The organism is Halopseudomonas nanhaiensis (genome assembly GCF_020025155.1).
Lineage (GTDB): Bacteria > Pseudomonadota > Gammaproteobacteria > Pseudomonadales > Pseudomonadaceae > Halopseudomonas > Halopseudomonas nanhaiensis.
This window is the reverse complement of sequence record NZ_CP073751.1, coordinates 670,172-683,860: the sequence shown is the minus strand read 5'-3', so window position 1 is coordinate 683,860 and position 13,689 is coordinate 670,172. Positions and strand designations below refer to the sequence as shown.

Sequence of the window (13,689 nt, the reverse complement as noted above, 5' to 3'; positions counted from 1 at the left end):
ATGGAAACCCGAGCACATCACGTTCTGATCGGGCTGTTCACCCTGCTCGCAGCGGGTGCCGCAGTGGTCTTCGCCATCTGGCTCGGCAATACCGCGACCAGCAGCGAATACGACGAGTACGTCGTGGTTTTCAACGAGGCCGTGACCGGTCTCTCTCGCGGCAGCACGGTGCAATACAGCGGCATCCGCGTTGGCGACATCACCGAGCTCGGACTGGATCCGGAAGACCCGCGTCGGGTACTGGCCACCGTGCGCATCGAGTCGAGCGTGCCGATCAAGGAAGATACCCGCGCCAGGCTATCGTTCACCGGCATAACCGGCACCTCGGTCATCGAACTGAGCCACGGCACGCCGGAAAGTCCGCCGCTGCGCAGTGACGAAGGCCGGCTGCCGGTGATCGTCGCATCACCGTCGCCGATTTCCACGCTGCTCGCCAACGGCGAGGATCTGGTGACCAACGTCAACCAGCTGGTGGCGGCAGCGCGTTCCATTGTGTCCGAGGAGAACGTCAATCGCATCAGCTCCATGCTCGAGTCCATCGATGGCGCCGCGCAGAACATGTCGGCCCAGAGCGAGAATGTCGGCGGACTCATCGAAGAGCTGACACAGGTCAGCCGGCAGGCTAACCAGACCCTGGAGCAGACCAGCCAGATGATGGCGAGTGCGGACCAGCTGCTCAATGAGCAGGGCATGCGTACGCTGGATGGCGCCGAAGAGGCGCTCGCGTCCATTGCCAGGACAACTTCAACGCTCGAGGACATGCTGAACCAGAACCGCGAAGCGTTTTCCAGTGGCATGCAGGGATTGGGACAACTGGAGCCGGCTATCAACGAACTGCGCGGCAGTCTTTCTTCCCTGCGCTCGATAACGCGGCGCATCGAGGACAACCCTACCCGCTTCCTGCTCGGCCGCGATTCGCTTGAGGAGTTCGAACCATGATCATCACCCGGGGTATGCGAAGCGTGGCGCTTTGCGCGAGCATCGGTCTGCTTGCAGCCTGTACCGTGCTTCCGGAGACCGAGCCGGTCACCGTCTATCAGTTGCCTGCGCCTCGAATGGAGCCGCTGCAGCAGCAGCCGGATTCCAGCTCTCTGCGCATCAACACTCCCCACGCGGGCATCGCCGTCAGCGGGCCGCGGATCCTGGTAAACCCGGAAGGCGACGAGATCAGTGCCTACAAGGGGGTGCGCTGGTCCGACCCGGCGCCGGCGATGCTGCGCGAACGCCTGACCCGGGCCTTCAGCCGCAGCGGGGTCCTGGCACAGGTCAGTACCGACGACCATTCGCTCCACGCGGATTACCATCTGAGCAGCGATCTACGGCGATTCCAGGTGAGTTACATGGATGGCCCACCCAGGGCGATCATCGAGCTCGACACCCGCCTGATCGATCCCACTGAGCGGCGCATGCTTGCCAGCCGGACGTTTCTGATTGAAGAAGAGCTGGAGAACACGCAGGTTCCTGCGGTGGTCCAGGCCTTCGGACGCGCGACAGCGCAGCTGGAAGCCGAGCTCATTCCATGGACGCGCGAGCGGTTGCGAAGCGCGCGCGAGCAGCAATAAAAAAACCCGCCTTACGGCGGGTTTTTCATCAAACGCGCACGCTCATTCCCATTCGATGGTCGCCGGCGGCTTGCTGGAAATATCGTAAGTCACCCGAGATACACCGCTGATCTCGTTGATGATGCGATTGGAAACCTTCTCGAGAAACTCGTACGGGAGATGAGCCCAGCGTGCCGTCATGAAGTCGATCGTCTCGACTGCGCGCAACGCAATGACCCACTCGTAGCGGCGGCCATCACCCACCACTCCGACCGACCGCACCGGCAGGAATACAGCGAATGCCTGGCTGGTCTTGTGGTATAGGTCGGCCCTGCGCAATTCCTCGATGAAGATGTAATCGGCGCGGCGCAGGATCTCCGCATATTCCTTGCGCACTTCAGCCAGGATGCGTACCCCCAGCCCTGGCCCCGGGAACGGATGCCGATAGACCATATCGTAGGGAAGGCCCAGCTCGAGTCCAATCTTGCGCACCTCGTCCTTGAACAGCTCGCGCAATGGCTCGACGAGCTCGAACGCCATGTCGTCCGGCAGGCCGCCGACATTATGGTGCGACTTGATCACATGCGCCTTGCCGGTCTTTGCCCCGGCGGACTCGATGACATCCGGGTAGATGGTGCCCTGTGCCAGATACTTGATGCCCTGCAAACGCGTCGCTTCTTCGTCGAACACTTCGATGAAGGTACGGCCGATGATCTTGCGCTTCTCTTCCGGGTCGGTGACGCCCAGCAACCGGGACAGGAACTTCTCCTCGGCGTTGGCCCGGATCACCTTGACACCCATGTTCTCGGCAAACATCGCCATCACCTGCTCACCCTCATGCAGGCGCAGCAAACCATTGTCGACGAATACGCAGGTCAACTGATCCCCGATGGCCTTGTGCAGCAACGCGGCAACCACCGATGAGTCGACTCCACCGGACAGACCCAGCAGCACCTTGGCGTCACCCACCTGGGCGCGCACGGTGGCGATGGCATCATCAACGATATTGGACGGCGTCCAGAGTGCCTCACAGCCACAGATCTCCAGCAGGAAGCGCGACAGGATGCGACCGCCCTGGCGCGTATGGGTCACCTCCGGATGGAACTGTACGCCATAGAAATGCCGCGACTCGTCACCCATCGCTGCAATCGGGCAACTCGGGGTGCTGGCGATGATATGAAATCCGTCGGGCAGGCTGATGACCTTGTCACCATGGCTCATCCAGACGTCGAGACTGAGAAGCCCGTCATCGTCGATGTGGTCTTCGATGCCGGAGAGAAAGTCGCTCTTGCCGACTATGTCGACGCGGGCGTAGCCGAACTCCTGCTCGGGTGAACCTTCGACCTTGCCGCCGAGCTGATCGGCCATGGTTTGCATGCCGTAGCAGATACCCAGCACCGGGACACCAAGACTGAAGACGATCTCCGGCGCGCGCGGGGAGCCAGGCAGCGGTACCGATTCAGGACCGCCAGCCAGGACGATGCCGCGGGGCGCGTACTCGGTAATGGCCGCCTGGTCCATATCCCAGGGATGAATCTCGCAGTAGACGCCGATCTCGCGAATGCGGCGGGCGATCAGCTGGGTGTACTGCGAGCCGAAATCCAGAATCAGGATCCGGTGGGCATGAATGTCCTGAGACATCGATCTTCCTTTGGCTAGATAGGGCTAAAGGCTGGCGGCTGACCGCTGAGAGATCCACTCCGTAAACACCGGGAGCAGACCGCCCAGCCTATAGCCTTGAGCCTACAGCGAATGAGTTTCAACCGACGCGGTAATTCGGCGCTTCCTTGGTGATTTGCACATCGTGGACGTGCGACTCGCTCATGCCTGCGCCGGTGATCCGCACGAACTGCGGTTTGGTGCGCATTTCGGTGATGTTCATGCAACCGGTGTAACCCATGGAGGCGCGCAGACCGCCCATCAACTGATGGAGGATCGCTGCCAGCGAGCCCTTGTACGGCACGCGTCCTTCGATACCTTCAGGAACCAGCTTCTCGGCACCGGCCGAGGAGTCCTGGAAGTAGCGATCCGACGAACCCTGGCTCTGAGCCATTGCACCCATCGACCCCATACCGCGGTAGGCCTTGTATGAACGCCCCTGGAACAGCTCAACCTCGCCCGGGGCTTCTTCGGTCCCGGCAAACATCGAACCCATCATGACCACCGAAGCGCCGGCAGCAATCGCCTTGGACAGATCGCCGGAGAAGCGGATGCCGCCATCGGCAATCACCGGCACTTCAGTGCCTTCCAGCGCAGCGGCGACATCGGCAATCGCCGAAATCTGCGGCACGCCAACGCCGGCGACGATACGGGTGGTGCAGATCGAGCCCGGGCCAATACCGACCTTGACCGCATCGGCGCCGGCGTCAACCAGTGCCCTGGCCGCCGCGGCGGTCGCGATGTTGCCGCCGATGACCTGAATGTCGGGGTACGTCTCCTTGACCCAGCGCACACGATCGATCACACCCTTGGAATGACCGTGGGCGGTATCCACGATGATCACGTCGACACCGGCGTGCACCAGTGCGGCGACGCGCTCCGGCGTGTCCTGGCCAGTGCCGACAGCAGCACCGACCAGCAACCGGCCCTGGTCGTCCTTGGCGGCGCTGGGGTAGGCGCGGGCCTTCTCGATGTCCTTGACCGTCATCATGCCCTTGAGAACGAAGGCGTCATCCACGATCAGCACCTTCTCGATGCGGTGGCGGTGCAGGAGCTCGCGGACCTCGGCGGCGCTGACGCCCTCCTTTACCGTAACCAGCTTGTCCTTGGGTGTCATCACTTCGCTGACCGACGCGTTCATGCGAGTCTCGAAGCGCACGTCCCGGGCGGTGACGATGCCCACCAGATTGCCAGCGGAGAGCACCGGAACACCGGAGATGTTGTTCTGCCGTGTCAGCTCGACCAGTTCGCCAACCGTCGCGCTGGCGTCGATGGTGATCGGGTCCTTCACCACGCCGGACTCGAACTTCTTGACCTTGCGGACTTCGGCGGCCTGCTGGTCGATGGTCATGTTCTTGTGGATGATGCCCATGCCGCCTTCCTGCGCCATGGCGATGGCCAGGCGGGCTTCGGTCACGGTATCCATGGCCGCAGACAACAGGGGAATATTGAGTTCGATACGCCTGGTCAGCCGGGACTTGAGGCTGACGTCCTTGGGAAGCACCTCGGAGTAACCGGGTACCAGCAGGACATCGTCAAAGGTGAGGGCTTCTTGGCTAATACGCAGCATGACTGGCGCTCCCGAGCGGGAAAATGGAAGCGCGTCATTATACCTGTCAGCCGATGCGCACTCAATTGTATTCATCGGCGACAACGTGATTCGGTTTCGCTACGCCGGGGCTTGAGGCTAACATGGCAGGATGAATGACGATGCGATATTTCAGCGCCTGGGCGCCGAACGTGAAGTGCTCACCGTAAGCCAGCTCAACGCGCGTGCGCGATCGCTGCTGGAAGACGTGTTTCCTCGGCTGTGGGTCGAGGGCGAGCTGTCGAACCTGTCGCGGCCCTCCTCCGGACACCTGTACTTCACCCTCAAGGACGACAAGGCTCAGGTTCGCTGTGCGTTGTTCCGGCAGCACGCCCAGCGCGTGCGTCTTGATCTTCGCGACGGTCAGCTGGTGCGTGCCCGGGGCAAGGTCAGTCTCTACGAAGGCCGCGGCGACTATCAGATGATCGTCGACAGTCTGGAGCCCGCCGGCGACGGCGCTTTGCGGCAGGCGTTCGAAGCGCTGAAGGCCAGACTAAAGGAAGAAGGACTCTTCGCCAGCGAGCGCAAGCGGGCGTTGCCCGGCCACCCGCGGCGTATCGGCGTGGTGACGTCCCCCAGCGGCGCAGCCGTGCGGGACATCATCAGCGTGTTTCAGCGGCGCGCTCCGTTCGTCGAGCTGGTCATCGTGCCGACCCCGGTCCAGGGTCGTGATGCGGCACCTCAAATCGTACGCGCGCTGGAGCTCGCCGACCGGGCCGGTTTTGACGCGCTGATCATGGCCCGCGGCGGCGGCTCCCTCGAGGATCTCTGGCCCTTCAATGAAGAAATCGTCGTCCGTGCGCTCGCAGCTTGCATAACACCCACCGTGTGCGCCGTCGGCCATGAAACCGACGTTTCGATCAGTGACTTCGCTGCGGACGTCCGGGCTCCTACCCCGTCGGCGGCCGCAGAACTGTTGAGCCCGGACCAGCGCACCATGCTGTTGCAGGTCGAACGCGCGCAGCGCCAGCTGCAACACTGCATGCGTGAGCGACTGAAGCGTGAGCAGACCCTGATCGACAGCCTGCGCAAGCGGCTGCGTCACCCCGGCGAGCGGCTCGCCCAGCAGGCGCAACGGTTGGACGACCTGGAGTTGCGGCTGAAACGTGCCCAGACGCACCGTTTCGCCCAACTGGAGCAGCGCCTTGCGCGTGTGAGCGCGCGGCTTCAGGCGAGGCACCCCGGCCACCGCATTACCCTGCTCCGGCAACGCTTCGATCCGCTCGCCGCCAGACTGCCGCGGGCCATTGCCCAGCGGCTGACGCAGACCAGGCGCCAATTCGACAACACAGCGCAGACGCTCCATCTGGTCAGCCCGCTGGCCACGCTCGGCCGCGGCTACAGCATCCTGCTCGATCAGCGCGGCCACGCGATTCGCAGTCATGCCGACGTGCAGGTCGGACAGCGTCTCGAAGCGCGCCTGAGCGATGGGCGCCTGACGGTGCGTGTAGAGAACGACCCGGACGAACCGCACACCCTTTCCCTGCTCGACTGAGTCCTTATGAATCGTCTGTTGATTGCCGCTCTGTTTGCCTGTCTTTCCCTTCCGGTCTGTGCCGAAGGTTTCATCACCCGGCTATTGAACAAGCCGGTACCAGGCGGCGTGGCCGTCGTACCGCTAGCGGAGGCCGACACCCCAGCCAGAGTCCGCTATCAGGGCAAGCCGGTTCTGACGGTTCGCGAAGACGATAAGCGCTGGATCGCCATCGTCGGCATCCCTCTGACGGTGAAGCCCGGAACCGAACACATCGAGAGCGACACTGGCGAGCGCCTGAATTTCACCGTCCAGCCGCGCGAATATGCGTCGCAGCACATCACCCTGCGTAATCAGCAACAGGTCAACCCGGATGCGGCGCGGCTAAAGCGCATACAACGTGAGCTTGAGGAGCAACTGGAAGCGTACCGCCAGTTCAGCGCCAGGCAACCAAGCAATCTGCTGTTCGACCGACCTGTCGACGGACGTCTGTCCAGCGCCTTCGGGCTACGCCGCTTTTTCAACGGTGAAGAACGCAACCCGCACTCCGGGCTGGATTTCGCCGTGCCAACCGGGACGCCGATCAAGGCCCCGGCTGCCGGACGTGTGATATTGGTCGGTGATTATTTCTTCAACGGCAAGACGGTGTTTGTCGACCATGGCCAGGGTCTCATCAGCATGTTCTGCCATCTCTCGGCCATTGACGTGAAGGTGGGTGACGAAGTCGTTCGCGGTGGGCATCTAGGCAAGGTTGGCGCTACGGGCCGAGCCACTGGCCCGCACCTGCACTGGAATGTCAGTCTGAACGACGCGCGGGTCGATCCGGCGATCTTCATAGGTACGTTCAAGTAATCGAGGCGCTTCCCGCTGAGCAATTACTACCCAACAACCAGCGCTTTCTGGACATACAAGTAAAGTACGCCGGGCATCAGCGCGTGTTTATTGCAAATTTTTCGATCTTCTTGCAAGGTTTTCCTGCGACCGATAGTGTAGCGGCATCCACACTTTTTTGCGTTCACAAGACGCCGCACCGGAAAGCACCTCATGAGCATGCTCAAAGATCCCTCCAGCAAATACCGCCCGTTCCAGCCCGTTGATATCCCTGACCGGCAATGGCCATCGCGCACCCTCACCGAGGTGCCGATATGGTGCAGCTCGGACCTGCGTGACGGCAACCAGTCCTTGATCGAACCGATGGATCCTGCGAAAAAGCTGCGGTTCTTCCAGACATTGGTGCAGGTTGGAGTGAAGCAGATCGAAGTGGCTTTTCCCTCCGCCTCGCAGATGGACTTCGACTTCGTGCGCACGCTCATCGAAGATGGCCACATTCCCGATGACGTAACCATTCAGGTGCTGACGCAGGCGCGCGCGGATCTGATCGAGCGTACTTTCGAGTCCCTGCGCGGAGCCAGGCGCGCGATCGTCCACGTCTACAACGCTACCGCGCCGAGCTTTCGCCGGATCGTGTTCAATCAGGACAAGCAGGGTGTCATCGACATTGCCGTCAACGCGGCGAGCCTGATTCGCGAGCTGGCGGCGCGGCAGCCTGAAACCGACTGGACATTCCAGTACTCGCCGGAAATCTTCACATCGACCGAACTCGACTTCGCCGTGCAGGTGTGCGATGCCGTGCTGGATGTGTGGCAACCCACACCGGACAACAAGGTGATTCTCAACCTGCCCGCAACGGTGGAGGTGGCTACGCCCAACCACTACGCAGACCAGATCGAATGGTTCTGCCGTCACGTCAGCCGTCGAGACAGCGTGCTGGTGAGCCTGCACACGCACAACGATCGCGGCACCGGCGTCGCAGCAACCGAGCTCGGCCTGCTGGCCGGTGCCGACCGTGTCGAAGGCTGCCTGTTCGGCAACGGCGAGCGCACCGGCAACGTGGACCTGGTGACCCTTGCACTGAACCTTTACACGCAGGGCATCCATCCGCAGCTGGACTTCTCCGACATCGATGCTGTGCGCAAGGTGGTGGAAGAGTGCAATCAGTTACCGGTACACCCGCGTCATCCCTACGTGGGCGACCTGGTGCACACCGCCTTTTCCGGCTCGCACCAGGACGCCATCCGCAAGGGCTTCGTTCAGCAGAAGCCGGACGCCCTCTGGGAAGTCCCGTATCTGCCGATTGATCCGGCTGATATCGGCCGTAGCTACGAGGCCGTCATCCGCGTCAACAGTCAGTCCGGCAAGGGTGGCATCACCTATCTGCTTGAAACCGAGTACGGCATCAGCCTGCCGCGGCGCATGCAGATCGAATTCAGCCAGGTGGTCCAGGGCGAGACGGATCGTCTTGGCCTGGAAATGACCGCCAGCCAGATTCACCAGCTGCTCGATCGTGAATACCTCCAGGCAGCCAGTCCATATGCGCTGATTCGCCATCGCCTGCAGGAAGAAAATGGTACCAGCGCCGTCGATGTCGAAGTGCTGGTCAACGGTGAAACCCAGCACTGGCGTGGGCTCGGCAAGGGACCATTGGAAGCACTGGTGGCAGGCTTGCCAGGCGCCGTGGAAATCATGGATTACCACGAACATTCGATCGGCTCCGGGACCAATGCCAAAGCCGCTGCCTATATCGAGATTCGCGTGGAAGGTGCCCGGCCGCTGTATGGCGTCGGGATCGACGAGAACCTGACCACCGCGTCGTTCCGGGCATTGTTCAGCGCGCTGAATCGGGCGGCACGCCAGGCGGGGCAACAGGCGGCCTGAATCCTCCGGCACCGGTAAAAAAACCGGCGCCAGTGCGCCGGTTTTTTTGTCAGAACCAAGTCAGAACTGAACTCAGCGCTTGTCCTTGCGCTTCTTCTCCGCCTTCTTGTGATGCGACATCAGACGGCGCTTCTTGTTGACCTGACGCTCGGTGAGCTTGTTCTTGCGTTCGGCGAACGGATTATCACCGCTCTTGTATTCGATGCGAATCGGCGTACCGGTGATCTTCAGCACCTTGCGAAAGGTGTTTTCCAGATAACGGGTATACGAACGCGGGACGGAGTCGACCTGATTGCCGTGCACCACGATGATCGGCGGGTTGGAGCCACCCAGGTGCGCGTAGCGCAATTTGATCCGCCGTCCGTTGACCAGAGGCGGCTGATGTTCGGCCACTGCCGCTTCAAGAATTTCGGTCATCCGGCGCGTCGGGATCTTGGTCATCGCGCTTTCAAAGGCCTTGTCTACCGACTTGTACAGCAGGCCGACGCCGCTGCCATGCAGAGCGGAAATGAAGTGCTGATCAGCAAACTGAGCGAAGATCAGGCGCCGTTGTAGCTCGGTCTTGACGAATTCCTTCTCGCGATCCTCCATCCCGTCCCACTTGTTGATGGCGATGACCAGCGCGCGGCCGGCCTCAAGCACAAAGCCGAGCAGATGCAGATCCTGCTCGACGATACCCTCGCGCGCATCGACCACGAAGATCACCACGTTGGCGTCCTGAATCGCCTGCAGTGTCTTGATCACGGAGAACTTTTCGATCGCCTCGAACACCTTCCCGCGCCGGCGCACACCTGCGGTGTCGATCAGCGTATAGGGCTTGTCGTGCCGCTCGTAGGGGATGTAGATACTGTCGCGCGTGGTGCCCGCCTGGTCGAAGACCACCACCCGATCCTCTCCGAGCATGCGATTGACCAGTGTCGACTTGCCGACGTTGGGTCGACCAATGACCGCGATCTTGGTACCGATCGGCTCGACCACCAGCCGCTCGACCGGCTCGCCGTTCTCGTCCAGGTCCGGACTGGTAACGCCCTCTTCGCCGAGTACGACTTCGAGCATCGGATTGATGTTGCGACCGTGCGCAGCGGCAATACCCAGCGGGTCACCAAGGCCCAGTTGGGCGAACTCGCCCATGATGGAATCCTGGTCGGCGCCGTCGAGCTTGTTGGCAATCAGAAAGGTCCGCTTGTCGCGCTTGCGCAAATGTTCGGCGATCAGCTCGTCGCCCGGGGTGCGGCCGGCGCGCGCGTCCACCATGAACAACACGGCATCGGCCTCTTCGATGGCCTGCAGCGACTGCCCCGCCATGATCATGTCCAGGCCCTGCTCGTCGCCGCTGATACCGCCGGTATCGACAACGATATAGGTCCGACCCTGCCACTGCGCCTCACCGTACTGACGGTCACGGGTCAACCCGGCGACGTCCGCCACGATTGCGTCACGACTTTTGGTCAGACGATTGAATAACGTGGACTTGCCGACATTCGGCCGCCCCACCAGGGCAATGACAGGAACCATGATTACTCCGCGCACCTAAAAGTGCCTGAAAACAAAACGGCCGCTGCACCAATGCGCAGCGGCCGGGAAAGTATAACCTGTTTCGCGATCAGTCCAGTTTCAGCGCCACCAGGTCGCCGCTGTTACCGAACACATAGAGAGTATCGCCGACGACGATCGGGGCAACACGCACGCCCTTGCGATCGACGCGTACCCGGCCGACCAGACGACCATCGGTCTGTGCCAGCAGGTGTACGTATCCTTCGAAATCTGCCACGGCAACATAACTGCTGAAGGTGACCGGCGCCGTCAGACGGCGACGCTGGAGATCCTCGTTGCGCCACAGGCTGCTAGCGCGCCCCTGGTCGATCGCTTCCACCACACCATCGGCGTGGGCGATGTAAACACTGCCGAAGCCCACCGCCGGCCCGCCATGACTGGAAGCCTTGTGTTGCCAGCGCAGCGTGCCGGACTCCGCATCCAGCGCAGCCAGATTGCCCTGGAAGGAGGCGGCGTACAGGGTGCCGTCGTCCAGGACCAGGTCGCCATCGATATCGACCATCCGCTCCAGTTCGGAGCGACCCTTGGGCTGCGCGATAGCCTGTTCCCATACCGGAATGCCGTTCTCGGCGGCCAGTGACACCAGACGTCCACTGGACAGCCCGGCGTACACCTGACGCAGATCGACTACCGGCGTACTGTGGCCGCGAACGGTCAGCACCGGCTGGGTCGACTCGTACAACCAGCGCCGCTCGCCAGAGCTGATATCGAGGGCAAACAGCTTGTCGTCCTGCGTCTGAACAACGACCACGTCACCATTTGACTGCGGTGGCGCCAGCACCTCGCTGGACACCGTGGCGCGCCACATCTCGCTGCCGTCTTCCTCGTCCAGAGCGATGACTTCACCATCCAGCGTTCCGACCAGCACGCGTCCGCCCCCGGTGCCCACTGCACCGGCCAGCGGTTCCTTGAGCTTGACCTGCCAGGCAACCGAACCGTCGTCGCGATCCATGGCAACGACTCGACCGCGGGCGTCGGCGGCGTACAGACGCAGCCCATCCAGCGCCGGGACCAGCGTGTTGTACAACTTGCCCTGGCCAACGCCGATGTTGCGCTTCCACACACGGTCGAGTTCGACCTCCGCGTCGAATTTTTCAAGCTCCGCTGGCGGCAGCTCGTTCTTGCTCGACGAGCCGCAGCCGGCCAGAACCGCAGCGGCCAGGCCGACAACGAACAATCGGGACATCCGCTTCACTAGGCTTCCTCCGCCAGGTCATCGAGCTTCAACTGCAATTGCGGACGATTGCGCGGGTCTTCGGTCGCCTCTATGGCGGCCTGATAGGCTTCGCGCGCTTCATCGTCGCGACCAAGCGTGACCAGCAGATCACCGCGTACTTCTTCTCGCCCCGCACGCAGCAGACCGGTCACTTCTGCGTCGAACAGCTTCAGCGCCTCGTCGGCGCGATCCTGCTGAGCCAGTACTCGGGCCAGACGCTGACGTGCGATCTCGGCGAGTGCCGCATCGTCAGTGGACCCAATGACGTCATTCAGCACGGTTTCGGCACCTGCAAAGTCGCCGGCCTCGACGGCCAGGCGGGCCTGCATCAGACCTGCGAATTCGGCATACCGCGTGCTGCCGTAGTCTTCTCGCAACTGCTGGGCAAGCTCCGCCGCGCGCGTCTTGGCTGCTTCGTTTTCAGCCGTGAGAATCGTCTCGAGCATGGTCTGGTAGGCACTCGAAGCGCTCGCAGCCTGGGATTCCTGGTGATTCACCCAGGCCTTCCAGCCGACTACTGCCACCAGAGCCAGGCCAGCACCCAGGAGGATCGGCATCCCGTGGCGACGCCACATATCCTTGATATGTTCGATCTGTTCTTCTTCTGTCCGGTCCACCTAACACTCCTTGCTGCGCCGTGAGGCGCCTGGAATCGCTAAATCAATTCTGCCAGTCGCGCCGGAACGTCTGTCCAGCCGAGATTTTCCTGTTCGCCTTCGGCGCGTAGGGGTTTGAGCCCCACCTTGCCCTCGGCAGCCTCGTTTTCTCCGAGGATGAGCGCGTAAAGTGCGCCCGACTTGTCAGCCTTCTTGAACTGACTCTTGAAGCTGCCGCCGCCACAATGCACTACCAGTCGCAGCCCAGGCAAGGCATCGCGCAGCTGCTCGGCAAGACGGAATCCCGCGGTAGCCGCTGACTCGCCCAGCGTGACAAGATACACATCGACCTGGCGGGCAAGGGCCTCTGGAACCTGTTCCAGCGTTTCGATGAGCAGCAACAACCGTTCCATGCCCATGGCGAAACCCACTGCCGGAGCCGGCTTGCCCCCAAGCTGCTCCACCAGCCCGTCGTAGCGTCCGCCTGCGCAAACGGTACCCTGAGCGCCCAGACGATCGGTGACCCACTCGAATACCGTCAGGCCATAGTAATCCAGCCCCCGTACCAGGCGCGGATTGATAACGTAAGGCACGCCGGCAGCGTCGAGCAGCGCGCGCAATCCCTCGAAATGCGCGCGCGCCTGCTCATCCAGATAATCCGCGAGCTTTGGTGCATCGACCAGCAGCGCCTGCGTGTCAGGATTCTTGCTGTCCAGCACGCGCAACGGATTGCTGTCGAGACGCCTCTGGCTGTCCTCGTCCAGGCTGTCAAAACGCTCCCGCAAATAGCTGACCAGATCATCGCGGTAGCGCGAGCGGTCCGCGCTGGTACCCAGGCTGTTGAGCTCAAGGGTAACGGCCTGGTCGAGTCCAAGCTTCTTCCACAGCCGCCAGCTGAGAATGATCAACTCTGCGTCGATATCCGGACCGGTGAGGTTGAAGGTTTCCACGCCGATCTGATGAAACTGGCGGTAACGCCCCTTCTGCGGCCTTTCATGGCGAAACATCGGGCCTGTGTACCAGACCTTGTGGCTCAGGCCACCGCCGAGCAAACCGTGTTCGAGCATCGCCCGAACGCACCCGGCAGTTCCTTCCGGGCGCAGGGTCAGCGAATCGCCGTTACGATCGGCAAAGGTATACATCTCCTTTTCGACGATGTCGGTGACTTCGCCAATCGAACGCTTGAACAGCTCGGTAGGTTCGACGATCGGCAGGCGAATCTGCTGGTAGCCGTAACTGCCCAGCAGCTCGGCCACCGTGCGTTCGAGGTACTGCCAGAGGGCGCTGTCTGCGGGCAGGATATCGTTCATGCCGCGTACGGCTTGGAGGGTCTTCAAGATACTTTC

11 protein-coding genes are annotated in these 13,689 nt (G+C 62.0%); 5 read left to right on the top strand and 6 right to left on the bottom strand.

All coding sequences use genetic code 11. The features are described from left to right. Together KEM63_RS03095 and KEM63_RS03090 are read left to right on the top strand one after the other, a co-directional pair. Nucleotides 1-939 carry an MlaD family protein gene (locus KEM63_RS03095; RefSeq protein WP_223654745.1) on the top strand — a complete coding sequence of 313 codons (939 nt, stop codon included), beginning with the start codon at nucleotides 1-3 and terminating at the stop codon, nucleotides 937-939. Then, complete coding sequence (locus tag KEM63_RS03090) at nucleotides 936-1,562, top strand: ABC-type transport auxiliary lipoprotein family protein (RefSeq protein WP_223654744.1); 627 nt, start codon at nucleotides 936-938, stop codon at nucleotides 1,560-1,562. Before KEM63_RS03095 ends, KEM63_RS03090 begins: the two co-directional genes overlap by 4 nt. 42 nt (nucleotides 1,563-1,604) lie before the next feature. On the opposite strand, the gene guaA is transcribed toward KEM63_RS03090, so the two are convergent. Continuing rightward, nucleotides 1,605-3,182 (bottom strand): glutamine-hydrolyzing GMP synthase, encoded by a 1,578-nt coding sequence (guaA, locus tag KEM63_RS03085; protein WP_223654743.1) that lies wholly within the window; start codon nucleotides 3,180-3,182, stop codon nucleotides 1,605-1,607. A 118-nt stretch (nucleotides 3,183-3,300) separates the two neighbouring features. Continuing rightward, nucleotides 3,301-4,770: an IMP dehydrogenase gene (gene guaB, locus KEM63_RS03080; RefSeq protein ID WP_223654742.1), complete on the bottom strand. Its 1,470-nt coding sequence runs from the start codon at nucleotides 4,768-4,770 to the stop codon at nucleotides 3,301-3,303. A 130-nt stretch (nucleotides 4,771-4,900) separates the two neighbouring features. Between guaB and xseA the strand changes: the two genes are divergently transcribed. From xseA to leuA, 3 genes are all read left to right on the top strand, one after another. Beyond that, nucleotides 4,901-6,283, top strand: a complete 1,383-nt coding sequence (gene xseA / locus KEM63_RS03075; RefSeq protein ID WP_223654741.1) for an exodeoxyribonuclease VII large subunit — start codon at nucleotides 4,901-4,903, stop codon at nucleotides 6,281-6,283. 6 nt (nucleotides 6,284-6,289) lie between these two features. Beyond that, complete coding sequence (locus KEM63_RS03070) at nucleotides 6,290-7,114, top strand: M23 family metallopeptidase (RefSeq protein WP_223654740.1); 825 nt, start codon at nucleotides 6,290-6,292, stop codon at nucleotides 7,112-7,114. A gap of 192 nt (nucleotides 7,115-7,306) precedes the next feature. Beyond that, nucleotides 7,307-8,977, top strand: coding sequence for a 2-isopropylmalate synthase (gene leuA / locus KEM63_RS03065; protein ID WP_223654739.1), 1,671 nt, complete (start codon nucleotides 7,307-7,309; stop codon nucleotides 8,975-8,977). Between the two features lie 72 nt (nucleotides 8,978-9,049). Here leuA and der read toward each other — a convergent pair whose 3' ends face one another. From der to hisS, 4 genes are all read right to left on the bottom strand, one after another. Beyond that, nucleotides 9,050-10,492 carry a ribosome biogenesis GTPase Der gene (der, locus tag KEM63_RS03060; RefSeq protein WP_223654738.1) on the bottom strand — a complete coding sequence of 481 codons (1,443 nt, stop codon included), beginning with the start codon at nucleotides 10,490-10,492 and terminating at the stop codon, nucleotides 9,050-9,052. Between the two features lie 88 nt (nucleotides 10,493-10,580). Continuing rightward, entirely contained in the window at nucleotides 10,581-11,717 is a 1,137-nt protein-coding gene (gene bamB / locus KEM63_RS03055) for an outer membrane protein assembly factor BamB (RefSeq protein ID WP_223655803.1), read from the bottom strand. Between the two features lie 8 nt (nucleotides 11,718-11,725). Further along, the gene (locus KEM63_RS03050) at nucleotides 11,726-12,364 is read right to left on the bottom strand and encodes a YfgM family protein (RefSeq protein ID WP_223654737.1); all 639 of its coding nucleotides are present in this window, start codon (nucleotides 12,362-12,364) and stop codon (nucleotides 11,726-11,728) included. A 38-nt stretch (nucleotides 12,365-12,402) separates the two neighbouring features. Next, nucleotides 12,403-13,683 (bottom strand): histidine--tRNA ligase, encoded by a 1,281-nt coding sequence (gene hisS / locus KEM63_RS03045; RefSeq protein WP_223655802.1) that lies wholly within the window; start codon nucleotides 13,681-13,683, stop codon nucleotides 12,403-12,405. Nucleotides 13,684-13,689 lie beyond the last annotated feature (6 nt).